27 protein-coding genes are annotated in these 26,011 nt (G+C 65.0%); 15 read left to right on the forward strand and 12 right to left on the reverse strand.

All coding sequences use genetic code 11. The features are described from left to right. Window positions 1–16: 16 nt before the first annotated feature. The gene (locus IPM49_06430; protein MBK9274158.1) at window positions 17–298 is read left to right on the forward strand and encodes a hypothetical protein; all 282 of its coding nucleotides are present in this window, start codon (window positions 17–19) and stop codon (window positions 296–298) included. Window positions 299–676: 378 nt separating this feature from the next. On the opposite strand, the gene IPM49_06435 is transcribed toward IPM49_06430, so the two are convergent. Together IPM49_06435 and IPM49_06440 are read right to left on the reverse strand one after the other, a co-directional pair. Then, a complete protein-coding gene (locus tag IPM49_06435; protein ID MBK9274159.1) occupies window positions 677–1,990 on the reverse strand; it encodes a DDE-type integrase/transposase/recombinase in 1,314 nt (437 codons plus the stop codon). 244 nt (window positions 1,991–2,234) lie between these two features. After that, window positions 2,235–2,462, reverse strand: coding sequence for a fibronectin type III domain-containing protein (locus IPM49_06440; protein MBK9274160.1), 228 nt, complete (start codon window positions 2,460–2,462; stop codon window positions 2,235–2,237). Between the two features lie 602 nt (window positions 2,463–3,064). On the opposite strand from IPM49_06440, the gene IPM49_06445 reads away from it, so the two are divergent. The 4 genes from IPM49_06445 to IPM49_06460 all read left to right on the forward strand — a co-directional run bounded on the left by IPM49_06445 (window position 3,065) and on the right by IPM49_06460 (window position 8,630). Next, window positions 3,065–4,192, forward strand: coding sequence for a hypothetical protein (locus IPM49_06445; protein ID MBK9274161.1), 1,128 nt, complete (start codon window positions 3,065–3,067; stop codon window positions 4,190–4,192). Between the two features lie 813 nt (window positions 4,193–5,005). Continuing rightward, complete coding sequence (locus tag IPM49_06450) at window positions 5,006–6,355, forward strand: hypothetical protein (protein ID MBK9274162.1); 1,350 nt, start codon at window positions 5,006–5,008, stop codon at window positions 6,353–6,355. Further along, window positions 6,352–7,398, forward strand: a complete 1,047-nt coding sequence (locus IPM49_06455; GenBank protein MBK9274163.1) for a hypothetical protein — start codon at window positions 6,352–6,354, stop codon at window positions 7,396–7,398. The genes IPM49_06450 and IPM49_06455 overlap by 4 nt, the downstream gene beginning before the upstream one ends. Next, window positions 7,395–8,630, forward strand: a complete 1,236-nt coding sequence (locus tag IPM49_06460) for a hypothetical protein (protein MBK9274164.1) — start codon at window positions 7,395–7,397, stop codon at window positions 8,628–8,630. The genes IPM49_06455 and IPM49_06460 overlap by 4 nt, the downstream gene beginning before the upstream one ends. 441 nt (window positions 8,631–9,071) lie before the next feature. Here the strand turns inward: IPM49_06460 and IPM49_06465 are convergent, their stop codons facing one another. From IPM49_06465 to IPM49_06475, 3 genes are all read right to left on the reverse strand, one after another. Further along, the gene (locus tag IPM49_06465; protein ID MBK9274165.1) at window positions 9,072–10,142 is read right to left on the reverse strand and encodes an IS3 family transposase; all 1,071 of its coding nucleotides are present in this window, start codon (window positions 10,140–10,142) and stop codon (window positions 9,072–9,074) included. Between the two features lie 429 nt (window positions 10,143–10,571). Next, window positions 10,572–11,141, reverse strand: coding sequence for a fibronectin type III domain-containing protein (locus IPM49_06470; GenBank protein MBK9274166.1), 570 nt, complete (start codon window positions 11,139–11,141; stop codon window positions 10,572–10,574). A gap of 284 nt (window positions 11,142–11,425) precedes the next feature. Beyond that, a complete protein-coding gene (locus IPM49_06475; protein ID MBK9274167.1) occupies window positions 11,426–12,205 on the reverse strand; it encodes a hypothetical protein in 780 nt (259 codons plus the stop codon). Between the two features lie 551 nt (window positions 12,206–12,756). On the opposite strand from IPM49_06475, the gene IPM49_06480 reads away from it, so the two are divergent. Genes IPM49_06480 through IPM49_06515 form a run of 8 tightly spaced genes read left to right on the forward strand, consistent with a single transcriptional unit; the run spans window position 12,757 to window position 20,240 of the window. Next, on the forward strand, window positions 12,757–13,218 hold the full coding sequence (locus IPM49_06480; GenBank protein MBK9274168.1) for a prepilin-type N-terminal cleavage/methylation domain-containing protein: 462 nt from the start codon (window positions 12,757–12,759) through the stop codon (window positions 13,216–13,218). Between the two features lie 11 nt (window positions 13,219–13,229). Then, window positions 13,230–13,742, forward strand: coding sequence for a hypothetical protein (locus IPM49_06485; GenBank protein ID MBK9274169.1), 513 nt, complete (start codon window positions 13,230–13,232; stop codon window positions 13,740–13,742). Continuing rightward, window positions 13,735–15,153 (forward strand): type II/IV secretion system protein, encoded by a 1,419-nt coding sequence (locus tag IPM49_06490; GenBank protein MBK9274170.1) that lies wholly within the window; start codon window positions 13,735–13,737, stop codon window positions 15,151–15,153. Before IPM49_06485 ends, IPM49_06490 begins: the two co-directional genes overlap by 8 nt. Continuing rightward, window positions 15,150–17,039 (forward strand): type II and III secretion system protein, encoded by a 1,890-nt coding sequence (locus IPM49_06495; GenBank protein ID MBK9274171.1) that lies wholly within the window; start codon window positions 15,150–15,152, stop codon window positions 17,037–17,039. Before IPM49_06490 ends, IPM49_06495 begins: the two co-directional genes overlap by 4 nt. Window positions 17,040–17,042: 3 nt before the next feature. Next, window positions 17,043–18,236, forward strand: coding sequence for a hypothetical protein (locus IPM49_06500; GenBank protein MBK9274172.1), 1,194 nt, complete (start codon window positions 17,043–17,045; stop codon window positions 18,234–18,236). Beyond that, window positions 18,233–18,769, forward strand: coding sequence for a hypothetical protein (locus IPM49_06505; protein ID MBK9274173.1), 537 nt, complete (start codon window positions 18,233–18,235; stop codon window positions 18,767–18,769). The genes IPM49_06500 and IPM49_06505 overlap by 4 nt, the downstream gene beginning before the upstream one ends. Further along, window positions 18,766–19,686, forward strand: coding sequence for a hypothetical protein (locus tag IPM49_06510; protein ID MBK9274174.1), 921 nt, complete (start codon window positions 18,766–18,768; stop codon window positions 19,684–19,686). The genes IPM49_06505 and IPM49_06510 overlap by 4 nt, the downstream gene beginning before the upstream one ends. A gap of 32 nt (window positions 19,687–19,718) precedes the next feature. After that, entirely contained in the window at window positions 19,719–20,240 is a 522-nt protein-coding gene (locus IPM49_06515) for a hypothetical protein (GenBank protein ID MBK9274175.1), read from the forward strand. A gap of 11 nt (window positions 20,241–20,251) precedes the next feature. On the opposite strand, the gene IPM49_06520 is transcribed toward IPM49_06515, so the two are convergent. The 6 genes from IPM49_06520 to IPM49_06545 all read right to left on the reverse strand — a co-directional run bounded on the left by IPM49_06520 (window position 20,252) and on the right by IPM49_06545 (window position 24,628). Then, window positions 20,252–20,635, reverse strand: a complete 384-nt coding sequence (locus tag IPM49_06520) for a type II secretion system F family protein (protein MBK9274176.1) — start codon at window positions 20,633–20,635, stop codon at window positions 20,252–20,254. A gap of 200 nt (window positions 20,636–20,835) precedes the next feature. Continuing rightward, window positions 20,836–21,384, reverse strand: coding sequence for a type II secretion system F family protein (locus IPM49_06525; protein ID MBK9274177.1), 549 nt, complete (start codon window positions 21,382–21,384; stop codon window positions 20,836–20,838). Between the two features lies 1 nt (window position 21,385). Beyond that, the gene (locus IPM49_06530; protein ID MBK9274178.1) at window positions 21,386–21,859 is read right to left on the reverse strand and encodes a type II secretion system protein; all 474 of its coding nucleotides are present in this window, start codon (window positions 21,857–21,859) and stop codon (window positions 21,386–21,388) included. Then, window positions 21,856–22,179: a hypothetical protein gene (locus IPM49_06535; protein MBK9274179.1), complete on the reverse strand. Its 324-nt coding sequence runs from the start codon at window positions 22,177–22,179 to the stop codon at window positions 21,856–21,858. The genes IPM49_06530 and IPM49_06535 overlap by 4 nt, the downstream gene beginning before the upstream one ends. Window positions 22,180–22,182: 3 nt before the next feature. Then, window positions 22,183–23,349 carry a hypothetical protein gene (locus IPM49_06540; protein MBK9274180.1) on the reverse strand — a complete coding sequence of 389 codons (1,167 nt, stop codon included), beginning with the start codon at window positions 23,347–23,349 and terminating at the stop codon, window positions 22,183–22,185. 706 nt (window positions 23,350–24,055) lie between these two features. Beyond that, window positions 24,056–24,628, reverse strand: coding sequence for a DinB family protein (locus tag IPM49_06545; protein ID MBK9274181.1), 573 nt, complete (start codon window positions 24,626–24,628; stop codon window positions 24,056–24,058). A gap of 87 nt (window positions 24,629–24,715) precedes the next feature. On the opposite strand from IPM49_06545, the gene IPM49_06550 reads away from it, so the two are divergent. Together IPM49_06550 and IPM49_06555 are read left to right on the forward strand one after the other, a co-directional pair. Then, window positions 24,716–24,952, forward strand: a complete 237-nt coding sequence (locus IPM49_06550; GenBank protein MBK9274182.1) for an AbrB/MazE/SpoVT family DNA-binding domain-containing protein — start codon at window positions 24,716–24,718, stop codon at window positions 24,950–24,952. Further along, the gene (locus IPM49_06555) at window positions 24,949–25,275 is read left to right on the forward strand and encodes a type II toxin-antitoxin system PemK/MazF family toxin (GenBank protein MBK9274183.1); all 327 of its coding nucleotides are present in this window, start codon (window positions 24,949–24,951) and stop codon (window positions 25,273–25,275) included. The genes IPM49_06550 and IPM49_06555 overlap by 4 nt, the downstream gene beginning before the upstream one ends. Before the next feature lie 4 nt (window positions 25,276–25,279). Here IPM49_06555 and IPM49_06560 read toward each other — a convergent pair whose 3' ends face one another. Continuing rightward, complete coding sequence (locus IPM49_06560; protein ID MBK9274184.1) at window positions 25,280–25,846, reverse strand: Crp/Fnr family transcriptional regulator; 567 nt, start codon at window positions 25,844–25,846, stop codon at window positions 25,280–25,282. Between the last annotated feature and the right edge of the window lie 165 nt (window positions 25,847–26,011).

Raw genomic sequence — 26,011 nt, forward strand, 5'->3', positions numbered from 1 at the left:
ATACACCAATGAAGAACTGTTGTGCATTTGTCCGGTTTGCGGGTATGACAATCTTGAGCAGCCGCCTTTTAGTTCATCTGGCTTTCCTACCTACGAAACCTGCTCTTGTTGTGGATTTGAATTTGGATTCACGGATGAGTCTGAAAAATGGACATATGAAGCTTACCGAGAGAGATGGATTCAAGAAGGTTGCTTCTTCAAGTACGCACCGGATCGTCCCAAGAATTGGTCTGTTGAACAAGCTATGCTTCAGCTCCATAACCTTGAACGGGTGAAGCATTTTGTGCCACGCAAATAGGTCTCAGCCCCAAATCGCGCAAGTTTTCGGCGTGCGGAGGCTTTTGCGGGCGGGCCGGTCGCCATCGCCAGGGCGCTACGGCGATGACACCCGGCGACTTGTGCGCCGCACAATCCCCCGCACAATCCCACTCATCCATGCACCCCAGGCGTGCCGAAGATGGGACAGGGGGGTGTTCGTGGGAAAATGACAGCTGAGCATCCCCTTTGGGTCGAGGAGCAGGATGGAAGTGAGTGATCACCCGCGTTGGCCCGGCGGGTGCGCGGCGTGCCTGACGAGGAGAAGCCCGTTGCTGCGGGACATGAGGGCCGATGCGCGTCGCTGTCGCCGGCAAGGCCATCTCGCGGCATTTCACTGCCACGCAGAGCCTTGAAGCGTTCAACCAGGTGGCTGGGCCGGGAGCTCGGGCTTGTCGTCGCACGCGCCGCAGGCCAGGCCGGGGTTGGTGCTGCGGCGAAGAGCACGGGCCGCAGCGCGTTCCGCAGCGTGGCCCGGTGCATGGTGGGGCGTCCGCATCGGCCAGCCGAAATAGGCTTCGTCCGGGGTCAGTCCGTTCAGGGCTTCGAGGGGGCGCACGGCGTTCTCCTCGTGGAAGGCGGCGTCCACGCGGCGGCGCAGCACCGCACCATCGGCCGGCGGGTCGCTGAGCAGGAAGCCATACTTGAGGCGCTTGTGCACCGCCTCCACCATGGAGTTGGACCACGGGAGGTCGCGCAAGGCTACGCGGTGCTGCAGCCCGGGGTGCAGGCGGGCCACCAGGCGGTGCACGGGCCGGCCCGTGTTCTCGGACCCGCCGTCGGAGAGGACCTCCACGGGCAAGCCATCCGAACGCACGGACCGGGCCCAGGCCAGTTGGAGCAGGGCCACCACATGCGCGGCGCGGGGCCGTTCATGCACGGCCCAGGCGAGCTTGCGCCGGCTGTAGTTGTCCACCAGCACATGGATGGCCCAGCGCTGGCCGTCCGTGGTCCGGAACGGGGTCACGTCCACGTGCCAGAGCGCATCGGGCCGGGTGGCCCGTGGTCCGGGCGGGTGGCGCTTCTTGCGTGGCACGCGGCGGGATGGGAGGCCCAGGGCCTGGCGGTAGCGGTACCAGGTGGAGCGGGCGGCATGTACCAGACCCTCGCGCGCGGCCCAGTGGGCCAGGGAGCTTACCGGCCAATGCGCTTTGCCGGGGTCCTGGAGCACGGTGCGGAGGGCATCGCGTTCGGCGGGCAGAAGCTGGCCGGAGTGACGCCGCCGACAGCGGTCCAGGGGCGAGGGTCCGCAGGCCGGTGCAGTGCGGGCACGCCAGCTCCTGTAGGTGCGCAGGGGCAGGCCCAGGAAGCGGAGCACGCGGCGCAGGGGCAGCCGTTCGGCGCCGCTCCGGATGGCGGCGAGCAGCGCGGACCGCTGGGGCATGGTACCGATCCTCCAAGCCCCTTCACGGAACCCGCGCAGCAGCAGGTGGAGCCGGGCGTAGGCCATGCATAGGCGCCGCAGCCGTTCATGTCGGGCGGTCAGGCGCAACAAGTCGAGCTGCTCGGTGGTGAGGCGGCCGAGGGCAGCGCCTTGGTACTTGTTCGCCGGCTCGTGCCGCCACCGGTGGCGGTTGCTTCGGGGAATGCGTTGGAACATGCCATCCGGCAGCGCCTCTTCGGCACCCGTGCGGATCAGGTCCTTGAGGGTGGTGTGGTAGCTGGCTCGGCGCATGGACCTACTTATCGAACCTTAAGCAAGTTCCCCCAGTAGCCCGGGATCGTCAAGTGGGCGTGGACCCGCCGGTGATGTCGACCCGGATACTGATGACCAACTCAGAATGCTATTTCCATTTCCGAGAGAAGCACAGAACACGCCCCGATGCAGCCCCTTCCACTGCCCCCCAAACGAACAACCCCGCTTGCGCGGGCTGCTCGATGAGGGTGGTGCCCTGCCTGCGGGCAGGGGCGCGCGCCGCTTAGCGCACCAGGCTGTGGGCCACATCGCGCCAGGGGCTGCTGCCCTTGGTGCCGGTGGCGCGCACACGGAACCAGTGCTCCCTGGCGCTCTCCAAGCCTTTGAGCACGTGCCGGATGCGGGTGGTCTCGCCCACATCCTTCCAGGCCTCGGCATCATCCGGGGTTGCACCGTTGTGCTGGATCACGTAGAGGCTGGCGCCCGGGGTGGTGGCCCAGTCGAGGAGCACCTCCCCCTTGTGGTCGCGGATCCGCGCGCAGCTTCAGCGGCCGGGGATCTCCGTCAACAGGTTACGCGCTGAGCGCACGAAGAAGCCGGCGTCCTGGATCAGGACCGCGTCGCCGCCTGCGAACCTGCACGGGTCGAAGCATCTCGAGCGGTCTCGCATTCGTGCCCTGATCAACCGTCATGCCCGAAAATGAACCGGGCTTGGTCCTTCACTGGCTCGTTCGCTATTGTTTTGCTGGCAGGTGCACATTGGCCCCTGGAGTGAGCATACCCACACCCGAACGCTGCCCGGGGCAGAGATCAGGCTCTGCACCAACCCTGGCACCCCACCGGGATCAATACTTCGCCTATCTTTAGCATCGCCGTACGCCATGGACGACCTATCCCAGCCGCCAAAGAACATGCACAGCATTGGCGCTCCGATGCGGACACAGACCTTCGGGGTGCCGCAGGGCCAGCGACCATACCGTTCTGCCCTACCCCAATGGGTACCGGGTAGGACCTACCTCCTCGTTCCTCCACCCGCGAAACGCCTCTCCACGCATGTCCAATGACCATCGCATCGTATGTTCGGGCCACAGGGGTATGCCCCCCTTGCCGACCATGGCGCTCTTACCCACAACCCTGTTCGCGCAGGTTGCGGCCGCTGTAACCCGGTCGTGGAGCATGCTGGCCGCAGGCTTGACCCTCTTGGGCATTTCGCCAGCCCTTCGTGCCCAGAACTACCCTGTGCCCTCCTCGCCTGAATTGGCGTTCAGCCAAGGGCACTACCCGGAGGTCTTTGGCAACGATACGCTGCGGCGGATCGGGAATTGGGCCTTTAGCACGGTCACAGGCAGGGCATACCGGATCGGCGGCCAAGAGCAGGTTGAAGCCAACCATGTTCGTGGGTCGGAGGGGGTCGGTCCGAACTGCGCGATCGGTAGGGATGACATCAAGATGGGCAGATTCCTCAGCCTGGACCCGTTGGCGGCGAAGTACCCGCACAACTCACCGTATGCGTTCAGCGAGAACAGGGTCATTGATGGAATTGAGCTTGAAGGTTTGGAATGGAAGGATATTAAGGGCCAAGAACTTTCTGAGGAGGCAAGAAAGGATGTGAAGGCCTTCATTTTTTATGATTCACGCTCATCGGAAGGCGAGGGCGGTTTCAGTGCGCAGACGAACCAGATGTATGGGGAAATGGAAAGCACCTATGGCAAAGGTTCAGTTGCTCTGAGTGCCGTAAGTACGGAAAGTCAATTCGCTCAAGATTGGTCAGACATTTCTGGGACTGATGTGCGAAACGTATCAATGCTCACCCATGGTTCTCCTCAGTCAATCTTCTTGAACGCACCCAACAAAGAGTATCTGACTTCAACCGGCAATGGCAAAACTGAAATTTTCGAGAATGATGCCTTGAACATTTCGGACTTGCCACAGCCAACAGGAAATATCAAGAATGCTGACTTGTGGCTGTATAGTTGCCACTCAAATGGCAGTTCAAAGGACCAAAAAGGGTCAATGCTCTCTGTTGCTCAAGCGTTCCGCAACGGATTTGACTTCCGAGCGGTTCATGGTACGCCCAATAGCGTGAGCTTCAGCCACGGACGACCGGTGCCCTCAATAGCGGTTGGGGGGTGGTTCGACAAGCTGATGGTCAATCGACACTTTGATACTTTACTGAGGCCGGAAGATCAAAAGAAGCACGACCAGTTTCGAGTGGATCACGCTGACGAGCTGAAGTACTGACGAACCATGCGTTGCTTTCTAGGGACTTTTATGTTGCTGGGAATCTTGCTGAGCTATCAGTGCTCTCCAAAGGTCCGATTGTACGAAGCGGATGTTCCCCATCGGAGTGTGTCGAAGTGGTCTTGGGATACTTGTCGCGTTGAGAAGCAACCGTACTACGTAGTATCGGACAAGGAACAACTGGGCGCGTTGCTGAAGTCGTCGCAAGGCTCATTCGCCTGTCTGACAGATTCGATTCTTGGGTTGGAATTGGACTATGGCAACCATGACTACATATTCTCATTCGGCTATGGTCTGAAGCGAATTGCGGTAGACTCCATATCTGTCAGCAGGGACGGATGTCCGTCAGTACCGGGGTCACCGATTTCTTGCCTTCCAACATGGGAGCTGGTCGATTCCCTCTTCATTTACGAGTTACCTACTAAAGGCAAGTACAGGCTACCATGCGGCTAGCTCCCCAACCGGCGCTCGGGTGCGCGAGGCCTTAGCCGGGGGCCGGCCCCAACCCGCGCCCCTACTGTAAGCTTCCCCTAAAGACGGGCCAGTGAGAACTGGTGGCCTGCCAGGGTTGGGGTTAAGTAATGGAGGGGCGTATCCTTCCCTGCACTACGTACGGGAATGTCCCGATGCTTCCGTTTCATTGTGGTCGTTGCGCACAGCGTCCGTGCACGCCGGGCCCGAAAACTGGCTGCCTGGAAGCTGAGCGGATCGCCCGGGCTGGATCGGCCCACTGCACCCCGCTGATGGGCCCAGCGTTTGCTCCATATAGGGACCTCGGCATCACCCCATTACTTTATCTATCTTTAGCACAGCATGCTCCATACGCATCTCCGGTCCGTATCGCTCATCACCTTGTTCTTCCTCGGTGCGACCAGCCGTGCACAGTTCCCCGCGACACTGGGGCCGCAAGCGCCGCACTTCTCCGGTTTCAGCCCGATCGTGCCCGGATCCATGGGCAGCCCCTCGCCCCTCGCTCCTGCCCGAAATGCGGCTGCTCCCATGGGCGCGCGGTCGGCCGCCGTACGGCCCATGGCACCGGCTGCGCACTTCGCCGACGAATTCCGCAATGGACCGCACAGCACCAAGGGTACCACCAGCGTCTACAGCGGCCCCTTCCGGTTCGCCAGCACCGGCACACCCGCCACCGCCGCACGCGACCAGGCGTTCGAGGCCGCGCGAACCACATTGGTGCGGATGCTCGATGGCCGGGAACCGCTGCATCTGGGCAACGCCATCGAGGCCATGGAACGACCGTTCGTGGAGACCACCGGCACGCATGCGTCATTGGGTGAACTGCTGGACCAAGTGGCCAAGGTGGTTCGGGCACATATTGCTTCCGCAGGCGGCGATGCGAGCGACCCGCTCATGGTCCATTGGGGTATACAAGCCCTCTATAGGGACACGTTCGTGGACCCGACCACCGGCAGGACATGGTCACCCCTCCGCTACGACTTCGACGACCCCAACGGTGAGGAGGATATCCGCAAGGTGACGGTCGGCAAGCTCCTGCTCACCGGGGAAGGGCAGTGCCGCTCCATGCCGCTGCTCTACCTGGCCCTGGCGGAACGGCTGCATGCCGAGGCTTTCCTCGCCTTTGCACCGAACCATAGCTACGTGAAGTTCAGGGACGGCACCGGCACCTTCCACAACTTCGAGACCACCAACGGGCGGCCGGCCTCCGATGCCTGGCTCGCCGGCTCGGGCCATGTGAGGACCGAAGGCATCAAGAGCCGCGCTTACCTCGACACCGTTGGAACGCGCCGGGTGGTGGCCCACCTGCTGGTGGAGCTCGCGGCCTACTATGCGCAACGCCATGGGTACGCTGAGCCATTCATGGAGCAATGCCTGCAGCGCGCGCTCAAGGAATACCCGCAGGACATCCATGGCTGGATGGAGCTTTCCAACCTGCGCACCGCCACCTTCGATCGCGCGCTATGGCAGGCGGGTCAGCCGGCGCTGAACGACCTCGAACGGCTGCGGCCCGACCTGGCCGAACGCTTGGCGGACCTGAAAGCGCTGTACGGCCAGGTTGACCGGTTGGGCTACGCGCCCATGCCTCCGGAGCTCTATGCCCGTTGGCGCAGCTCCGTGGACGCTGCGAAGGAGGAGCGGCTCCGCAAGACGCTCGCGCAACCACTGCCACCAGCCAGGATCGTCCGATGAGAACCGGGTTGCTCATATGCGGGCTCACCGCCGTTGTCCAGGTCACCCTGGGGCAGGGCACTGTCGACACCGTGTACACCCGGGCCTACACCAGGATCCTTGACATGCTGGAGGGGCGCCGCCAAGCGAGCCTGAAGACCGCTGTTCTCGAAGTGGAGAACGCCTACTTCCTCGGCCAGCTGGACACGCAGGCCTTCAACGGCGCCATCACCCGCCTGGCCACGATCGCCGCTGCGTGGGCGAACGCGAACCGGCTGACCGGGTACACCGCCAAGGATTCCACCGCCTTTCTGCGGAGCGGTGCGGTCTTTCACCTCATGACCGATACGGTCTTTGGCGCACCGGGCATTCCGCTCAGCCTGCCGTTCCGCTACGATACCGTCGACTACTTCGCCTGGTGCGATCCAACGCACATGTTCGTTAGCCGGCTGCTCGCTACCCATGAGGGCAACTGCCATTCCCTACCCCTGTTGTATGCCATGCTGTGCCACGAGCTTGGAACCAATGCCTACCTGGCCATGGCGCCCATGCACATGTACATCAAGCAACACAGCGAACAGCTCGGGTGGTACAACACCGAGCTCACCAGCGCCACCTTTCCAAGCGATGCATGGGTCATGGCCTCGGGCTATGTGAACACCGACGCCATCCGTTCAGGCCTTTACATGGATACGCTCGGCCTGCGCAAGGCCCTTGCGCTCTGCCTGGTGGACCTGGCCCAAGGCTACCAGCAGCGGGCCGCCCAGGCCGACATCGGGTTCGTGCTGCGCTGCTGCGATCTGGCCCTGGCCCACTACCCCGCCTGCGCTCAGGCCCTGTTGGTGAAGGCTGCCGCGCTTGGATCGCGGGAGCCACCGGTGGATGGGCCAACGATGATCCCGGTGACGAACCCCGCGCTCGAAGCCACCTTGGCGACCCTGGTGAACCTCGGCTACCGCGAAGTACCTTTGGAGGTGTACCTCGCATGGATGCGCGCGTTGGCCAGGGATCCCCAGAAATATGCGAACCCCTTGTTGCCCCCGACCACAAGCGACCGACCATGAACCAGCGCATTCTCCTGCATCTAATGCTCCTTGGAACCAGCCTGATCGCCAAGGGCCAAGACGTACTACGCTCTGTCGAACCCGCTCCGTTGACCTTCAGTTCGGGAGCCTATCCGGAGCACCATGCGAAGGACAGCATGATCCGCATCGGCATGAACGTCTACAACACGGTCACGGGGAGGGCATATCGCATGGGGTGCGAAGGGCAGAAGAACCACGATGCGTTACACGGAGCGGCCGGGACGCATAGGCATTGCGATCAAGACGCGCACGCTCCTCGAGTGGGCAGATTCTTGAGTATTGATCCACTGGTCAGTAAATACCCCTACTGGTCGCCGTATGCGTTTAGTGGTAACCGGGTGAACGACATGATCGAACTGGAAGGGTTAGAACCAACCACTCCGGTAAGCACATGGAACGTCCAAGATCTCGGTGACAAGTACGGAACAGGCGGAACTGTGTTGATGGTCTCCGACGCGGGTTCTGACGTTGCTTGGGAAGTGGTACGCTACCAAAGTGAAACACACGGCGCTCTTTGGTCATACAAGGATCCAAGCAAGCCGCGAGGTTCACGCTGGTCGACGACCTGGCAACCCACGGGGCGTAACGAAGCATTGCCAGCGGCGCAGTTTGGCACGTGCTACCAGGACAACGCTGACAACGAAGCAGCCATGCGAGCCCTTGGACGCCGCGATGCGGCAAGGGGTGGAGCCTTCTCCGATGCGTTCGCCAAAGGAATGCTTGGCTTGGCTTTAGTTGGAACAGGTGGTTCAGCGGCCGGTGAGCTACTTGCTGGGAGTACGGTCCTCGAAGGCCTTGGTGCTGCTGCTCGAATTTCTGCTAATCGTCTGTTCCAAGGCACCCTTATGGAACGCGCGGCCTCCGGGTCTGTGAATGCAGGTGGGCAATTCCTTTTGAACAGAGGTGAATTTGATTTCCTGGGTCTTTCCACTAGCGTTGCTACAGGTAACCCGTTTGCAGGTGCAGCGCTTGGCTCCTTTGGAACACTAACGACCTCCGGCTTTCATACGAATGACGGGGGTACGATGATGACGCAAGCATTGGTTGGTTCACTTACGGGCAGGCTTTCCCGCGAATTTGAATGGGCGTGGAAAAGTCTAGGCGACTTTGTGCCAACCAACGGTACTGCTGCGATGCAGACGCTCACGACATGGGGTTTTTTCATCGGCGGCGAGAAAGGTTCCGCGGCGCTGGCACCTGAGCAGAAGTAATGAAACCTCACGTGGAATACACGCGATTTGCCCTGGCGATCATAGCGCTATTCGTTGGTTTCCTTGTGTACGACTATTCCAGGAAGCAGCACTTATCCAAGGATGGGGTAGAGACCACCGCAACCATTGAGCGTTGTGTTCGATGCTTCTACAGTTCATGTTACGACTACTACTTTGTTGTTGGGTTTGATACTTGTCGCGGCACACTGCGAACATCCACAACGCTAGGTGGTGTCGGCTTCGATAAGTGCGTTGGGCGAAAGTTCGGTGTTACCTATGATCCCAAGGACTGTTCGCATAGTTCGCTGGACCTCTCCCAAGAACATCCCGCTGCCGCGGATCTGTGATCCGTGCGCTCTTCGATCAATTACCCTTCTTCCCCGTGTAAGCTTCCCCTGAAGTCGGGCCAGCGATAACTGGAGGTCTCAGGGGCATTTGTTGTTAGGGATGGATGAGCACAGGTGGCCGGTAACCGAGTGCTTTGTGAGGCCGAAGATGGTTGTAGTCGTACATCCACTCGGTGGTGCGCAAGCGCACTTCTTCGAGTGTGCGGAAGACGTAGGCGCCGAGGAGCTCACGGCGTATGCTGCCATTGAGACGCTCCACGTAAGCGTTCTGGGTGGGCTTGCCGGGCTGGATGTAGGTGAGGGTGATCTTGTGCTCTCGGCACCAGTGGTCAAGCTTGGCACTGATGAACTCCGGCCCGTTGTCCACGCGGATCATGGCCGGCAGTGAGCGTTGTTCCTTCAGGCGTTCAAGCACGCGGATCACACGCAAGGCAGGCAAAGAAGTGTCCACTTCCATGGCCAGCACTTCGCGGTTGTAGTCGTCCAGGACGTTGAGCATGCGGTAGGTGCGGCCATCCCACAAGGTGTCGTGCATGAAGTCGATGCTCCATACCTGGTCGGGGGCCTGTGGCTGGAACAAGGCCTGTTTCACGCGTGCAGGCAGGCGCTTCTTGGTCCGCCGACGGATGTTGAGCCCCATGCCGGTGTACACCCGGTAGACACGTTTGAAGTTCCACACATGACCCATCAAGCGTATGCGGTGATGGCACTGCCACACCCCAATGGCCGGATGCTTGGTCACCAGGTCGTCCAATGCGCCGATCACCATCGTGTCGTCGGGCGGATGCTTGCGGTATTGCGCGGTACTGCGAGCAAGACCCACCATGCGGCACGCTTGCCGCTGGGTGTGTCCATGCTCGGTGATAAGGGCCTGCACGATCTCGCGCTTCTCGTCAGACCCCCACTTCTTTTCCACCACCTGCTTGAGGGAGTCGTGCATCATGCTCAGCTCCGCATACATGCGTTTCAGGCGGCTGTTCTCCTCTTGGAGTTCCTTCACCAGCTTGAGCTGGCTGGCATCCATGCCGCCATACTTCGCCTTCCACTGGTAGAACGTGGCGTTGCTGATGCCGTGTTCCCGACAGATGTCGGCCACCTTGGCACCAGCCTCATGCTGCTTGAGCATCGCGACGATCTGATGCTCGGTGAACTTGGTCTTTCTCATGGCTACGATCGGTTGAAGGTAGCCCCCGACCGGTCAGCCGGTTTTCCCCAGGCCTTTGAAGGGGCCGGGGAAAACCGCCTGACCTCCACTATCACCTGGCCGAACAATGGGGAAGCTTACACCCGCACGATCCCACTCATACATGCCCCTAGATCGCGCAACTCTACACGTGCCCACGATAGATCTCCGAAGAGGACTGAGCGGGACTGCAGGTGAACCAGATGCGCAACAGGCTCAAGGACTACAAGACTTATCGGCACTTGCGGTCCCCTCGGATCTGAGGCGCGGAGAGAATACAAGGCGTAGTGGCCTGCTCGAGTTGTCGAGTTCAGGATCCGTGCATCCCGATCCCCCCAAACGAACAACCCCGCTTGCGCGGGGCTGCTCGATGAGGGTGGTGCCCTGCCTGCGGGCAGGGGCGTGCGCCGCTCAGCGCACCAGGCTGTGGGCCACGTCGCTCCAGGGGCTGCTGCCCTTTGTGCCGGTGGCGCGCACACGGAACCAGTGCTCCCTGGCGCTCTCCAGGCCTTTGAGCACGTGCCGGATGCGGGTGGTCTCGCCCACATCCTTCCAGGCCTCGGCATCATCCGGTGATGCGCCGTTGTGCTGGATCACGTAGAGGCTGGCGCCCGGGGTGGTGGCCCAATCGAGGAGCACCTCCCCCTTGTGGTCGCGGATCCGCGCGCGCAGCTTCAGCGGCCGGGGGATCTCCGTCAACAGGTTACGCGCGGAGCGCACGAAGAAACCAGCGTCCTGGATCATGACCGCGTCGCCGCCTGCGATGCTGGAGACACGGTCCGCGAGCTTGTTCAGCTCGGCGAAATGCTCCTGCTGTGCGGCCCGGCGATGGGCGATCGCCGTGCGGCCACCGTCCGCAGCGGCGGTGATGGCCTGCTCCAGCGCCTCGCGCTTGGCGGTGACCACCAACAGGGACGATGCAAGGTCGGCGAAGGCCGGGTTGCCGGTGAGACGCTGTTCGATGAAAAGGCTGCGGGCCACCAAAGCGAGGGGCGACAGCCGGGAAAAACGTTTGACTAGGGTTGCCATGGTATTGGCTTTTTGCGGCCCAAGGGGTTAGCTGGATACCGCTGAGAAAGGAAGGGAACGGGTCGCCGATGGACCGCTGCCTCATTCCGGGGCAGGGGTCCGGGTCCGTTCGGTTCCCGCAGCCGTTCCGCGATGAGCGATCATCGCTGGACGGCGCGTTCACCGGTGCATGCGGCGACCGCTGCGGTGCACCTGGAGCGGTCCCTTGGCCCCCTCAGGCGGGGACGGTCACGCGCTCAGCGAACGGACCAGAAGATGGACCACCTGGGAGGTGGGCGCGCAATGCAGGCGCAGCCGACCGCACGGCCGGGCAGGGGAAGTGAGCCGGGAACGGCATGCCGCGCCACGGACGCGATGAGGCCCAGCAGCCGCCGCGTGAACACGAACAGGAACGCCAGCAAATGGCGTGGCAACACAGGAAACGGCCGATAGGAGCCAACGGAGACCAGCCCCGCGATCCACAACGCACGAGGTGCGTAGCTCTCGAAGTCGACCAAGCCCACCTCCACCAGGTGGCCCGGGATGGTCACGATGGTGAAATGGGCGTCGAACTCCTTGCGCCGCGCTTCGCGCTCCGCCTTCGAGGGCCGCACCACGCTGCGGACCCAGGAAGCCGATCGACCTCCTGCATCCAGAACGGCGACCGCCAGCGCAACGAACCAACCCTTGACCCGGAACGCCCTCGACCGAGCGCGTGATCCGAAACCCGGCACGCCAGCCTGTTCCTCGCCGACGATCGACCCATCGCCTGGTACTCCTGACCGCTGCGCTGTGTTGGTCGTCACCCGAGGAAAGTCATCCATCCCTTCCGCTGGGTTCGACGTCATCGCGCCGGGGTCAATGGACTTTGACGCTGGGTTCGCCGTCACGGCGAGCGGGTCTGGGAACATTGCCGCAGGGTTCGGCGACATGGCGCAGGGATCAACGGACCCCGTGGCCGGGTTCACCATCATCGCGCCCAGATCGTCCGTCATGGCCGGCGCGTTCACCGACATGGCGGCCGGGACGGGCAGCATAGGCGCTGAGTTCGGCGGCATAGGGGAAAGGTCAGCGGACCGAGCGGCCGGTCGCGCCTGGGCGCCACCCCGGTCGACACAGGCTGCGCCAAGGCCAGAGGCCACGTCTGACGCAGGTTGCAGCAGAGCCAAGGGGTCGGGACGATCCGTTCCACGGCGGCGTCGCTGACCGACGAACCAAGCGATCAGACCGGTCCGACCGGACCCACGCGACACCTCCCCCGCGGGGGCGGTGGGGTGGGGATGGGCAGGACGGCGGATGCGCATGGAGGCGTGGGCGCTTGGTCGGATGCACAAAGCAGGAGTCGTCCCCTTGGGCTTTCGACGATCGCGAAGGCCCAGATATCCACGATCGATCGTGTGTTGCAGGGCGCATGCAGCGCAGATGGGGGGCGGAACCGAGGCAGCAGCGGTCGGGGTCTTCAGAAGCTGGAGCACACCTCCGAGGTTGAACGTCGGTTCGCACAGGGGCCGGAACCCGTGGACCACGCTCCGCGCACGGTTCAAAGGCCGCGAAGGCGTACTTAGTATATCTTTAGTATATTGCGGGCATGGACCGACCACCCGCCCCGCCGGCCCCGCATGCCGGTGACCATCCCCCCACCCCGTTCGTGGATGGGGAGCGCATCCCGGCGTTCACGCTCACTGAACTGTTGATCGCGCTGGTGATCGTGGGCATACTGGTGTACCTGGCGCTGCCGGACTACAGCCAGGTGGTGGCCCAGGCCAAGGCCACCGAGGCCAAACTGCAACTGGAGCACCTGCACAGCCTGCAGACCACCCACTACTACGAGCGCAGCCAGTATGCCGGGGAGCTGGATGCCCTGGGGTTCCGGCAGCAGAAGCTGGTGAACGAGGGCGGCACGGCGAACTACCGGATCGAACTGGTGAACGCGGGGCCGCGCACCTATGTGGCCAGGGCCACGGCCGTGGCCGATTTCGACCAGGACGGCCAGTACAACGTGTGGGAGATCGACCACGACAAAGCCCTGCGGGAGGTGATCCCCGATTGACCATGCTGGCGGTGAAGGGGCTGACCGTGGTGGTGCTGTTGCTGGTGTGCTGGGAGGACCTGCGCCACCGGGCGGTGCACTGGTCGCTGTTCCCCTTGACGGGGCTGCTGTTCGGCGCCCCGGCCTATCTGGGGCGGTCACACGCGGCCTGGCTGGCCGATCTGGGCATGAACGCCCTCTTCCTGCTGGTGCAGGCCGTGGCCCTGGTGGCTTGGACGTCGTTGCGGTACGGCCGGTGGACCGATCCCATCGGCCGCATGATCGGTATGGGCGACGTGCTCTTCCTGGCCGCCATCGTGCCCGGGCTCTCCTTCGACCATTTCGCACCCTACTACGTGAGCGGGTTGGTGCTGTGCCTCGTGCTGCACCTCACCGTGCTGCGGCATTGGCCCGGCCAGCCCCGCACCGTGCCCACGGCGGGCCTGCTGGCGGCCTACCTGGCCTGCTGGGTGGTGATGGAGCAACTGGGCCGCATGCCCCCGCTGCACCAGGGTGAACAAGCGATGGTCTTCTGGCATGGATGAGGCGCTGCTGATCGATGCGGCCACCCGCAACGTGCTGACCCCGGAGCAGGCGTGGCACTACCGCGTGGTGCCGCAGCACCTGGGCCCGGAGGGCTGCACCCTGCTCCGCGCGGGCGGCGCCGACGAGGCGGTACGCCTGGAGCTGGAGGTCCTGCTGGGGCTTCGGGTGACCTTGGAGCCGGCCGGAGCGGACGCGGTGGAGCGGGCCCTGGCCACCCATTACCGGCGGGTGGAGCGACCGGGGCGGCGGGTGGACCTGAGCGCGCGCACGGCCGAGCACCTGCTGCACGACCTGGTGCAGGAGGCCCGTGACCTGGGCAGCAGCGATGTGCATGCCGAGGTGTACGAGCGGGAAGCGCGCGTGCGCATCCGCATCGACGGGCTGCTCGTGGAGCGGTACCGCTACCCGGCCGCCGACCACCCCGCCCTGGTGAACCGCGTGAAGGTGCAGGCCGGGCTGGACATCAGCGAGAAGCGCCTGCCCCAGGACGGCCGCATGGTGCTGGACCGCGACGGGCGACGCACCGATGTGCGCGTGAGCGTACTCCCCACCCTGCACGGTGAGAAGGTGGTGCTGCGCCTGCTGGGGCAGGATGCCGGCGACCTGAGCCTGGCCGACCTAGGCATGGACGCGCCGCAGCTCGAGGACTACCGCAGCGGGATCGCGCGGCCGCACGGCCTGGTGCTGATCAGCGGTCCCACCGGTTCGGGCAAGACCACCACGCTCTATGCCACCCTGAAGGAACTGAACGCCGTGCGCCGCAACATCGTGACGGTGGAGGACCCGGTGGAGTACACGTTGGAGGGGGTCAATCAGGTGCCCCTGCGCGAGGGCATCGGGCTGGGCTTCGCGCAGGCCTTGCGCAGCTTCCTCAGGCAGGACCCGGACGTGATCATGCTGGGCGAGGTGCGCGATGCGGAAACGGCGCAGATGGCGGTGCGCGCGGCCCTCACGGGCCATTTGGTGCTGAGCACCGTGCACACGAACTCGGCCTGGGGCACGGTGGGCCGCCTGATGGACATGGGGGTACCCCCCTACCTGCTGGCGGCCACCTTGAACACCTCGGTGGCGCAGCGGTTGGTGCGCACCCTGTGCACGACCTGTGCGCGGCCCGAACCGTGGCCGACCGGGGCCGCGCGACCGGTGCCTGCGGAGGCCCCGCCGGCCACGCACCAGGTGCCGGTGGGCTGTCCCGCGTGCCACTACACGGGATACCGCGGACGTCAAGCCCTGTATGAAGTGGTGGCCATGGATATCGACCGTGCCGAACAGGTGCGGCGGGGGGTCACCGATGGCCAGGCGGCGCTCGCCGGGCGGCCCGTGCGGCGCTTGGCCGACAGCGCTTGGGCCCTCCTGCGCAGCGGGCGCACCAGCCTGGAGGAAGCCCATCCGATCCTGACCAGCGCATGAGGACCTGGCTGTTGCTGCTCGCGCTGTGGGGCCTGGCATGCACCGGGACCGCGCAGGACCGCTACCAGCGGATCGCGGAGATGCTGGAGGCCGCGGAGGTGGACCATCCCGGCCTGGAGGGCGCCGTGGAGATGAGCGTGAGCGGCACCGACCTGGGCGAGTTCGTACGGGCCCTGGGCCTGAGCCACGGCCTGAACCTGAGCGTGGACCCCGCGGTGAAAGGGGAGGTGGTGAACGCGTTCCAGAACGCCCGGGTGAGCGATGTGCTGCTCTATCTGTGCAAGCAATACGACCTCGAGCTGGAGCTGATCGGCAGCATCATCGCCCTGCGGCCGCACGTGGCCGAGGTCCCGCCACCGCCCGCACCCACCTGGCGGCCGCCGGTGGTGACCTTCGCCGCGGACAGCGGCTGGCTCGACCTGGACCTGAAAGGCGACAGCCTGGGTGCGGTGGCCCGGGCGATCACCCTGGCCACCGGCACCAATGTGGTGCTCGCGCCCGGGCTGGACGACCGGCCGGTGCGCGCCTTCCTGCGGCGGACCAGCTTGGCCGGCGCACTGGACAAGCTGGCCTTCGCCAATGGCCTGTTGGTGGAGCGTGGCAGCGATGGCAGCTTTCTGCTCCACGCACAGGCGGCCGAACCCACCAAGGGGGGCGAGCGTGGCCCGCGGGGTGCACAAACCGGCGGTGGCCAGGGTGGTGAACTGGAGCTCGGCGTGCTGCCGGACGGCCTGCTGTCCGTCCACGCGCGGCAGGCCCCCATCGCCCAGGTGATCGAGCAGGCCTCGGCCATGTTGGACAAGGATTACTTCTTCTATGATGGCGTGGAGGGCACCGCCACCCTGCACATGGACCGGGTGAGCTACGAGGACCTGCTCACGGGCCTGCTACGCGGCACGGCCCTTACGCACCATGTGAACGAAGGGGTGCACCTCGTGGGACGGCGCGACCTGGAAGGGCTGCGGCGCACCGAGCTGGTGCGGCTGCTCAACCGACCGGTGAAGGACCTGAGCAACACCATACCGGAGGCGATGCGCAAGGATGTCACCCTGCATGAGTTCGTGGAGCTCAACGGCATCATCATCAGCGGCGATGCCCATCGAATCGACGAGATCAAGGGGTTGCTGCGCGGGCTGGACCAGGCGGTACCGGTGGTGATGATCGAGGTGATGATCGTGGACGTGAACCGTTCGCGCACGGTGAGCGGAGGCATCCAGATGGGCGTGGGCGATCCGCCCGAACAGAGCGGAGGCACCATCCTGCCCGGCATCGACTACACCTTGAACGCCGGCACCATCAATGACCTCATTCAGAGCTTCAACGGGTTCGGGCTCTTCAACCTGGGCAACGTCACCCCGTCGTTCTATGTCGGCATCCGCGCTTTGGAAGCGGACGGTGTGCTGCGCATGCGGTCCACCCCGCAGCTGAGCACCTTGAACGGGCACGAGGCCACGCTGAGCATCGGAGAGACGGAGTTCTACCTGGAGGTGCGCAATGACCTCATCGGCACGCAGAACCCGACGGTGAGCACCTCGCAGATCTACAAGCCGATCAATGCCGACCTGTCGCTGCGCATCCTGCCGATGGTGAGCAGTGACGACCTGGTGACCCTGGAGATCGAGGTGAACCAGAGCAACTTCACGCAACGCATCGCGGCGACGGCCCCACCGGGCTCGGTGGAGCGGAAGTTCAGCAGCATCGTGCGGGTGCGCGACCGCGACATGATCGTGCTGGGCGGGCTGGAGGAGAAGGAGAACAGCCGCAGCGGCAACGGCCTGCCGCTGCTCTCGCGCATCCCTGTGCTGAAGTGGATCTTCGGCAACCGCACCTCGAAGCGGGGCCGCAGCAAGCTCACCATCTTCATCCGGCCCACCATCATCCTGTGAGGCATGGACAAAGGCGGGCCATATGTGGGTGCGGGTCATGTCCTGGGGGTGTCGGTGCAGGCCGGCACAGGCGGGCCCGTGCACCGCTGGGTGCATCTGGTGCGGGGCCGGCGCGCGGTGCACCTACGCGGGCATGGTGAGGCGGCGAACGCCTCTGAGCTCATCCGGCAGGTGGGCACCCGGGTCCCCCTGGCCCTGTGCGTCGACCATGAACGGTGCATCCACCGGGTGGTGCCCGACGAAGGCAGCGCCGAGGAGCAGGTGGGCCGCGCATTCGCCGGAGCGAACGTGTCCGAGGCGTGCGTGAGCCTGCGCGCGAAGGAAGGCAGCACCGGATGCAGCATGATGCGGCGGGGTGAGGCGGTGTCGATCATGAACAGCCTGGCCGAATGCGGCGCCCGGGTGGTGGACCTGCGCATCGGTCCATGGGACCTGCTGGCCCTGGAGGCGCTGCTGCCGCAGGGCAGCGATGCGGTCACTGCGTCCGGCACCTGGGTCGGTCTCCGCGATGGCCGACTTGCACTGGAACGAAGCCCCTCCGGGCCCGCCACCTCGATCGACCTGGAGGGCGAGCGACTCCCGGCCACCCATGCCCTGGCGTTCGTGACCGCATGGTGCTGGCTTCTCCCCGGCCCGGGTCGCACGATGGTGCACGAGGACCTGTTGACCGGCGCACGCGCTCAAGAGCGGGCACGCCTGTGGTATGAACGCATGCTGCTCGCCGGGCTCGGCGTGATCCTGTTCCTGGTCGCCTTCGAGGCCGGTCTGGCCCATCGGGTGGACCGGGAAAAGGCCGTGGAGGACGGGGCGGTGCGTCGGCTGGCTGACCTGGAGGTCGCCGTGGAGCAGGCACGAGCGGAGCTTGTCGCCGGCCAGGCCTTGGCCTCAGCGATGGGGTTGGAAGGAGGTGGCCGCCTGGCCGCCCGGGCCGCCGCCATCGCAGCGCACACCCCCCTGCCGATCAGGCTCGACCGGCTGGTGGTGGATCCCCTGCGGAGCGCACCGGAGGGCAGGGAGCCGCTCGTTGTAGAGCGCGGTGTGGTACGCATCCAGGGCCGCTGTGACGATGCCGCCTTGCTGAACAGCTGGATGGACAGCCTGCGGACACGACCTGGCACAGGTACGGTGCGGCTCCTGGGGTATCGCCCCACAGCGGACGGCGGCGGGCCGGAATTCGACCTGGAGATCGGACGATGAACAGCCGGAGAACGATCGCCTTCGACCAGCGCCGAAAGCTGCAGGTGCTCCTGCTGGTGATGGGCCTGGTGGTGGCGTTGCTCGTCCACCGAAAGGTGCTGCCCACCGTGCACCGATGGGCGGAGCTGCGGAACACGGCGGCGGGCGCACGGAGCGAGGAGGAGCTGTCGTCCGAACTGCGCCACCTTCGATCCGCACTGGACCGGATGGAACAGGTCTTCGGACCCGGACCGCGCGGGCAGGACCGCTGGGCCATGGTCCTGACCCGAACCGGACAACTTCTTCAGGAGCGACAAGGGGCCCTGCACGAAGTGCACAGCGAGCACCGGGAGGAGGTGCAAGGCCGCGTCATCCACACCCTACCGATCGTCATCACCGGGCGCGCGGACGATCTGCTCACCTGTGCGGATGCCTTGGAACGGGAACTGCCGGGCGTGCGCCTGGTGTCGCTTGACCTGCAGGCCGAACAACGACCACCCGCCCGCGGTCGTGCGCTCTACGCCACCCTCACCTTCCGCACCATTCAGCCATGAAGCACGCACTGCCATCCATCCTGCTGCTCCTGGTCCTTACGGGCTGCAGCGACATCATTGAAGCGGACCTGACGGACCTGACCGTGTCCTTGTTGACGCCTCAGGACCGGGACACCGTGTCCACGAACGTGGTCACCTTCCGGTGGACGGAGGTCCCCGACGCGGAGACCTACCGGATCCAGATCGCCACGCCGGACCTGGTGGCTCCCGAGCTCTTCCTGACGGACTCTGTCGTGAGCACACCAACGGTCACGTTCGCCATGGCCCCCGGGGCCTATGAATGGCGGGTGAGGGCGCAGAACGCCAGCAGCCATACCGAATACGCCGTTCGCCGTTTGGTGGTGGTGGCGGCCACATCGCTGGAGGACCTGACCCCCATCCTGATCGCGCCAACAGCCAATGCGCACCTGATGGAAGCCGATGTGGCCCTCGAGTGGGAGCCCTTGCCCGGGGCCCAGGACCACCGGCTGGAGGTGCGGGAGACCGACCAGAACGGTCCCTTGGTGTTGGTGCAGGTGATCACAGGTGGTAGCGCGACCCTCAGCGCCTGGCCTGAGGGCACCTATGTCTGGGGGATCCAAGGCCAGAACAGCAACTCGGTCTCGGCGTTCAGCTATCGCACCTTCACGGTGGACCGTACGCCGCCCACGGCGCCGCTGTTGATCGCACCGGCGAACAACGCCGGACTGCCGAACGCGACGTTCACCTTCCAATGGCAGAGCGGCACGGACCTGAACGGAACGCGGGACACCCTGATCGTGGCCGATGCGAACCAAGTGGAGGTGCGGCGGATCGGGGTGGCCGCGACAAGCTGGCCGGATTCACTGGGTACAGGCACGTACCAATGGAGCGTCCGCACCACCGACGAGGCGGGCAACGGCACGACCAGCACCCTGCGCACGCTCACCATCCAATGAATCGAAAGGCCCTTCGAGCGATCCTGTTCACCATGGCCGCGGCGGTCTGGGGGGCGGTGATGGTGAAGGCCTTTGTGCGCCGACCGACCACCGACCGGCCCGGTCCGGTCCCGGTGACCAGTGAACAAGCGTTGGAGCTGCGCCCCGACGCGCCGGCGTTGGACCTGGCATGGGCAAGGGACCCGTTCCTGGACCACCATGCGAGCGGCAGGCGCCCCTCCCAGGCCCCATCCGTGGGCGCTTCGACCGCCACCCTCAGGCCGCGCCCACTGGCGAACGTTGCGACACCCGCCCGGGTGGACTGGCCTGCCATGGAGTATGTGGGCCGGATCGGAGGTGGCGGAGGGCAGAGCAAGCCGGTGGCCTTGTTCCAAGTGAACGGCAGGGACCTCGCCATCCGGACCGGCGACCATTGGCGGGGTATCCAGGTGGTGACCGTGGAAGCGGATAGCGTGGTCCTCCAACAAGGCAGCCACACGCGGTCCTTGCGGCGCGGGAGCAGCCGGTCCGAGCGCGATGCGGAGAACGCGGATCGCACGAGCGGGAAGCGCTGACGCGAGGCCGCTCACAGGGTCGTGCTCAACTTGAACATGGGCAGGTACATCGCCACGAGCACGGTGCCCACGAGCAGGGCGATGATGAGGATGGTGATGGGTTCCAGCACACTGCCGAGCATGGTGGTCCGGTGCTTCACGTCGGCCGCGTAGCGCTCGGCGAGGCGGCCGAACATGTGATCGAGCTGCTTCACCTCCTCGGCCACGCCGATCATGGCCACCATTTCCGGATCGAACACGGTGTGCGCGGCCATGGCCTGGCGAAGCGAAACGCCCGCGATCACCCGACCCCTGACGTCGGACAGGGCATGCTGCGAGCGTGCCGTACCGGCCATGCCTTCGGCCAGGAACAAGGCCCGGTCCAGTGGCGTGCCCGCCCTCAACAGGAAAGCCATCGCGCTGCAGAACCGGGCAAGTCCGGCTTTGCGCGATAGTGGGCCTAGTACCGGCAGGCGATCAATTGCCCCCTCCTTCCAGCGGCGAAAGGCGGCATGACGGTCCAACCGGGCGACGCCCAGCGCCAGCAGGAATAGACCGCCGAGGAGCACAGGCCACGCCGACCGGACCACCTGGGAAACGACGAGCACACCGGCCGTCAGCGCCGGGAGCTCGGCCCCGATCGTGCGAAGACCTCCGCGAACATGGGCACCACCACGTTCATCATGAAAAGGACCACCACCATGGTCACGGCGAGCACGAAGAGCGGATAGGCGAAGGCCTGACGGACCAACCGGCGCAAAGCGATGCGTTCGGCGTGGTGATCGGCCAGCTGCAGCAGGATGTCGGCGAGGCGCCCGCTCTCTTCGCCGACGCGCACCGCGTGCTCCTCGTGCGCGGAGAACACCCCGGCCTCCGACATGGCCACGCTGAGCGGGATGCCCGAAAGCACAGCCTCGCGGACCTGGTGCAATGCCCCCACGGAGCGTCCATGGCCCTGCGCCGACACCAGGAGATCGAGCATGGTACGGGGGTCCACGCCTGCGACCACCAGCAGATGCATGTCACGGAACAACCGCTCCTTGCGGACGTCGGTCCACCCGGTACGGTCCAACCGGGTGATGACCCCCCGGGCGGAACGGAACACCGCGATGGGCCGGTCCTTGGACCCACCGTTCGTGGCCGAAGCGGGGACAGAGATGGGCATGCTACCGCAACAGGGTGTGATAGGCGCGCGCGGGTGATCGAGGAATGCGCAGCGTAAGCGGGACCGGCCTGCCTGCGCGGAACGAGGTACCGCTCCAGAGAACAGGCGGGGAGCGCCGATCGCCACCCGGCTCGACCCACATCCGGTCCAGCCCACGAATGAGCGTGTCCGCAGGCCCATCCCCCGTGCGCCGGACGAGGGCATTCCGCACCACGCGGTAGTGGACGACCTTCGAAGGGGAACGCACATCCAGACCGTCCTCCAGGACATGGACCGAACGAGCTGCGTCATTCAGGTCGGTGGCCCACGCTGTGAACAGCGTCAGGCGTTCATCCAGTTGTTCGCTCCGATCGCCCATCCCGGTGCGCTGTTCACCGAGATAGCCGATCACCAAGCTGCTCATCGTGGCCACGATGGCCAGCATCACAAGCGCGAGCAGCGCCTCCAGAAGGGTGAACGAAGGTGCCCTGTTCATGGGTCTTCGATGATCACTTCGCGGAGGAGGACCTCGGTGTCCCCATGGCTGACGCGGATACGAATGAGATGATGATGGCTGTCCACAGGAACGGACACATGGTCGACCCGAAGACCCGAGCGCGCCGGGGGGCTCCACGTGCCCTGAGGTCGCCATTGGGCGACGAGCTCTTCGCTCAGGTCCCATGCGACGAGCCGGACCCAGGCCCGGTCGGCCTCCCTCACCCTGAACTGAACGGCCAGTGCAGTGGAGAGCACAGCGGCCAGCAAGCCAAGGGCGATCACGGCTTCGAGCAGGCTGGAGGCGGGCAAGCGGTCCATCGGTCAAGGGATCTCTGACCAGGTGAGCAGGGACGGTTCCCGATCGGCCTCCAAGGTGCCCGCTGAAACGAGCGTGGTCCTGGCCGGGCCGATCTCACCATCCAGGAGGTGATCGCCGAAGAGCGACCCATCGGTGCGCACGCTCAGTGATCCGACGATCACACGCCCGTGGACCATCCCTCGGACGTCAGCGGCACCTTGGGCGAACAGCTCACCGTCGAGGACGGCACCGTGTTCAAGGACGACGATCGGCTCCGCCTTCCCGCGGATGGAGGCATCCAGCGCCAACACGGTGCCCTGGACCTGCGCACCTGAGGCGATGACGATAGGAGCGACCCGTGCATCCTGAGGCCCACGGACCGTGCATAAGGCCGATGGGAATTCGAGCACGGCCGCGCTGTCCACCCGGATGCCCCGATCGGCGAAGCACTGTACGCTGCCGCGAACGCCGCCCAGAAGTCGGATGAACGGCGCTCTGATGATGGCGTTCCGCAGGGCACAGGCCGGCCCGATGACCAGGGTATCCCGGGACACGATGACCACCTGCTGAGCGAGGCCGGGGTCGTTGAGATGGCCGGAGGCGGTCACAGGGTCCGCTGTCGTCCGGCCAAGGTGCACCATGACATGGCGCACGCGCTCATGCATGCTGGTGTTGAACGCTGCCGCTGGATGCGCGGCGGACAGGTGAACGGTTGCATCGATCAGCCGATGGCCCGTGAACGGCCTCCCTGCGATGTGCCCTCGCCGTACCTCGGTCCTGGGCAGGTAGGCGCGGCCACGGACCCGGGCATCCCCGCACATGTGCAGGAGGCCCGCCCGGCGATCGATGCGGAGGGTCGAGGTGGTGTCCAGGTACCTCCCGCGGAGACCCGTGGCCTTCACCGTCCGATCCGCATGTGTCGCAGTGGCGCTCACCGCCTCGAACAGCCCCCACGGTTCCACCTGGACCTCCACGGATCGCTGCCCCGTCCGGAACGGGTCCAGCCAGCCCCTCCATGAGGGTTCGCCAGCGGTCAGCGTCGGTGCGGTGTACAACGCGGCCAGCGCGAGGTCACGTGCATGTTCCCTGGCGAGCACCCTGGATGCACGCAGGTTCTGGTGATGGTCGAGCAGGATGATGGAACTGGAGACGGACCCGATCAACAGGGCGACCGTGACCGCGTAGAACATGGATGAAGCCCGCAACCTCCTCATGGTTCGGAAGGCTTCCGTTCCCTCGCTCCCCGGTTCTTCGCTGGGGCGGCCTTTTTCTTGGACGGGGCCTGTTCTTTCGCCCTCGGGGTCCGGGCACGATCGGCCTCTTGTCTACGAAAGGGCCAGAACCGAGCTCGGCGTCGCTTCTCGACGGACCGGACCTCCTCCTGTGCCTGGACGTTCCGATCGGAGCGCTGCCCCCGGAGCCGAGCGGTCACCGGGAACACCGTGTCCCGGTTTTCGCCCCGGCGCCACCGCGTGGCGAGGACCAGGTTGCCCTGTTCATCCCAGGTCCGCCATTCGCCATGCCTTAGCCCGTGGAGATGTCCGCCCGCTTGGCGCAAGCGGCCGTCGATATCGAACGCACGATAGGGACCATGGAGCAGGTCGCCCGCAGCACCGCCCTGTGTGGCGTGGATCTGATGACCGGAGACCCAGAAATAGACCTTGTCGGTCCCGCGAACGGGACGCGGGCCCGGCTCCTCCGTGGAGAACTCCACGTATCCTTCGGGCGTGCCTATCCGGCGCGCATCATTCGGAAATGGCCGTGGTCCGGTGCAAGCACCGAACACCAGGGTACCGAGCACGCCGGTCGCGATGATGGACCTCACATCGGCAAGGTACTACATAATATTTAAGTACACTCCACCACCGGCGAGGTCCTGCGCGTGATGGTGGCGCGCTAGGAGAGGTCCTTCAGCGTGTTCCGGATCTGCAGGAAGTGCCGGTCCTGGTGCGCGATGGGGAAGCGGAAGGCGTCGCCGACCTTGAAGCGGAGGACAGGCCCGAGGGTGCTGGTGATGCGCTCGCCTTCGAGCCCCCGGGTGCGGGCGCGCTCCAGCAGGCCGTGGAGGCCGTGGAGCATGGTGGCACACCGGTCGATGGCGGCCAGGCCCTGGGTGTGGGCCGTGCGCGGCTCGAACAGGAAGAGGGTGCGCATGCGCCAGCCGATGCGGCCGTCGGCGCCGGGCTGCATGGCCCGCGTGGCGAGCTGTCCCCAACGGCCGGGGGTGAAGGTCGGTGCGAAGCGCAGCCTGTTGTGGGCCCTGGCGTAGCAGGCGTCCAGTCGGCGGTGATAGATCCCGCTGCTGAGGTTCATGTGCTCCACCACCTCCAGCACGCTCCACCGCTTGGGGGCGGGGCGGCGCGTGAGGGTCTCGAGCGGAAGGCCGCGCAGGGCATCGAGCTGGGCGCGCTGATCGCGCAGCCGTTCCTGCAGGTGGTCGATGAGGGCGAGGGTGTTCAAGGCGTCCATCGGGGGCAAAGCTCCAGCGCGGTCGCAGGCCGGCCGCTTGACGTGGATCAAGAACGCGAAGTAGCTACAATGTAATTACATTTGGGCATGCGGATCGACATCATCGCCATCGGGAACTCGAAGGGCATCCGGTTGAGCAAAGCCTTGCTGCAGCGCTACGAGCTGACCGACGAGGTGGAGTTGGTCCTGAACGAGGACCACATCGTGTTGAAGCCGACGAAAGGCCCACGGCATGGCTGGGATCGGGCGTTCAAGCGGATGGCGGAGCGCGGTGATGATGCGCCGTTGCTGCCGGATGTGTTCGCCGATGAGGACATCGCATGAAGGTCCCTGAACCGTATGCGATCGTGCTGGTGAACCTGGAGCCCACGATCGGCAGCGAGATCCGCAAGACCCGGCCTTGCGTGGTGGTATCACCGCGGGAGATGAACGAGCACCTGCGTACCGTGGTGGTGGTGCCGGTGACCAGTGCGAGCAAGGGCTACCCCACACGCGTGCCGATCGCTCATCCTAAGGTGACGGGATCCATGGCGATCGATCAGATCCGAACGATCGACACCCGGCGGATCATCCGCGTGCTCGGCAAGCTCGCACCACGGGAGATCACCCGGTGCAAAGCCGTGCTGCGGGAGGCGTTCGTTGACTGAACCCTCACCGCACCCGGGCCCTCAATCGGCTGAAGGTCTCGGGGGTCATGCGCAGGTAGCTGGCAATGTCCTTCTGGGCCACCAACTGCAGCAGGTGCGGACTGCGGGCGATGAGCTTGCGGTAGCGCGCCTCGGCATCGAGGGTGAGCTGTTCGATCTCGCGCGTGGCGCGCCCGATGAGCAGCTCCTCGAGGATGAGCCGTCCCCAGCGGTCCATGGCGGGCACGGTGTCGTAGAGGGCGTAGAGGGCCTCGCGCCGGATGGACCACAGGCGGCTGTCGGTGACGGCCTGCACCGCGAACCGGCTCGGCGTGCGGGTGACGAAGGAGTCGTACACGCCGCTCCAACTGCCGTCGTAGGCGAAGCCCACGCACACCTCCGCGCCGTCATGCTCGATGAACAAGCGCTGGACACCCTTCTCCACGATGCTGAACCAGGGCTCCACGTCGCCGGTGCGGGTGATGAAGGCGCCCTTGGGGAAGTCGCGCGGCTGCCAATGCGGCTCCACCAGCGCCCATTCGGCATCGGTGAGCTTGACGTACCGCTCGATGGTGCGGCGCACAAGGGACATGGGGCAAAGATGCGGGTGTGAGGCCGTCGGATGTGGAGAGGTGCGAGGGTGCGAAAGGCCGAGGCTAGGGGTCGCGTTGGAGAAGGAACAAGGATCAAGGACGAAGTGACAAGAAGAAAGAAAGAAAGAGGTCAACGACCGGAGGCTGGAGGCTCGTGGTGCAAG

This window comes from Flavobacteriales bacterium (genome assembly GCA_016715895.1).
Taxonomy (GTDB): Bacteria; Bacteroidota; Bacteroidia; order Flavobacteriales_F; family PHOS-HE28; genus PHOS-HE28.

Excerpts from the sequence above, each read along its gene's own strand:
- IPM49_06435 (MBK9274159.1), bottom strand. The coding sequence starts at position 1,990 with ATGCGCCGAGCCAGCTACCACACCACCCTCAAGGACCTGATCCGCACG.
- IPM49_06445 (MBK9274161.1), top strand. The coding sequence starts at position 3,065 with ATGGCGCTCTTACCCACAACCCTGTTCGCGCAGGTTGCGGCCGCTGTA.
- IPM49_06450 (MBK9274162.1), top strand. The coding sequence starts at position 5,006 with ATGCTCCATACGCATCTCCGGTCCGTATCGCTCATCACCTTGTTCTTC.
- IPM49_06455 (MBK9274163.1), top strand. The coding sequence starts at position 6,352 with ATGAGAACCGGGTTGCTCATATGCGGGCTCACCGCCGTTGTCCAGGTC.
- IPM49_06460 (MBK9274164.1), top strand. The coding sequence starts at position 7,395 with ATGAACCAGCGCATTCTCCTGCATCTAATGCTCCTTGGAACCAGCCTG.
- IPM49_06465 (MBK9274165.1), bottom strand. The coding sequence starts at position 10,142 with ATGAGAAAGACCAAGTTCACCGAGCATCAGATCGTCGCGATGCTCAAG.
- IPM49_06475 (MBK9274167.1), bottom strand. The coding sequence starts at position 12,205 with ATGCTGCCCGTCCCGGCCGCCATGTCGGTGAACGCGCCGGCCATGACG.
- IPM49_06480 (MBK9274168.1), top strand. The coding sequence starts at position 12,757 with ATGGACCGACCACCCGCCCCGCCGGCCCCGCATGCCGGTGACCATCCC.
- IPM49_06490 (MBK9274170.1), top strand. The coding sequence starts at position 13,735 with ATGGATGAGGCGCTGCTGATCGATGCGGCCACCCGCAACGTGCTGACC.
- IPM49_06495 (MBK9274171.1), top strand. The coding sequence starts at position 15,150 with ATGAGGACCTGGCTGTTGCTGCTCGCGCTGTGGGGCCTGGCATGCACC.
- IPM49_06500 (MBK9274172.1), top strand. The coding sequence starts at position 17,043 with ATGGACAAAGGCGGGCCATATGTGGGTGCGGGTCATGTCCTGGGGGTG.
- IPM49_06505 (MBK9274173.1), top strand. The coding sequence starts at position 18,233 with ATGAACAGCCGGAGAACGATCGCCTTCGACCAGCGCCGAAAGCTGCAG.
- IPM49_06510 (MBK9274174.1), top strand. The coding sequence starts at position 18,766 with ATGAAGCACGCACTGCCATCCATCCTGCTGCTCCTGGTCCTTACGGGC.
- IPM49_06515 (MBK9274175.1), top strand. The coding sequence starts at position 19,719 with ATGGCCGCGGCGGTCTGGGGGGCGGTGATGGTGAAGGCCTTTGTGCGC.
- IPM49_06520 (MBK9274176.1), bottom strand. The coding sequence starts at position 20,635 with ATGGCTTTCCTGTTGAGGGCGGGCACGCCACTGGACCGGGCCTTGTTC.
- IPM49_06525 (MBK9274177.1), bottom strand. The coding sequence starts at position 21,384 with ATGCCCATCTCTGTCCCCGCTTCGGCCACGAACGGTGGGTCCAAGGAC.
- IPM49_06530 (MBK9274178.1), bottom strand. The coding sequence starts at position 21,859 with ATGAACAGGGCACCTTCGTTCACCCTTCTGGAGGCGCTGCTCGCGCTT.
- IPM49_06535 (MBK9274179.1), bottom strand. The coding sequence starts at position 22,179 with ATGGACCGCTTGCCCGCCTCCAGCCTGCTCGAAGCCGTGATCGCCCTT.
- IPM49_06540 (MBK9274180.1), bottom strand. The coding sequence starts at position 23,349 with ATGTTCTACGCGGTCACGGTCGCCCTGTTGATCGGGTCCGTCTCCAGT.
- IPM49_06545 (MBK9274181.1), bottom strand. The coding sequence starts at position 24,628 with ATGGACGCCTTGAACACCCTCGCCCTCATCGACCACCTGCAGGAACGG.
- IPM49_06550 (MBK9274182.1), top strand. The coding sequence starts at position 24,716 with ATGCGGATCGACATCATCGCCATCGGGAACTCGAAGGGCATCCGGTTG.
- IPM49_06555 (MBK9274183.1), top strand. The coding sequence starts at position 24,949 with ATGAAGGTCCCTGAACCGTATGCGATCGTGCTGGTGAACCTGGAGCCC.
- IPM49_06560 (MBK9274184.1), bottom strand. The coding sequence starts at position 25,846 with ATGTCCCTTGTGCGCCGCACCATCGAGCGGTACGTCAAGCTCACCGAT.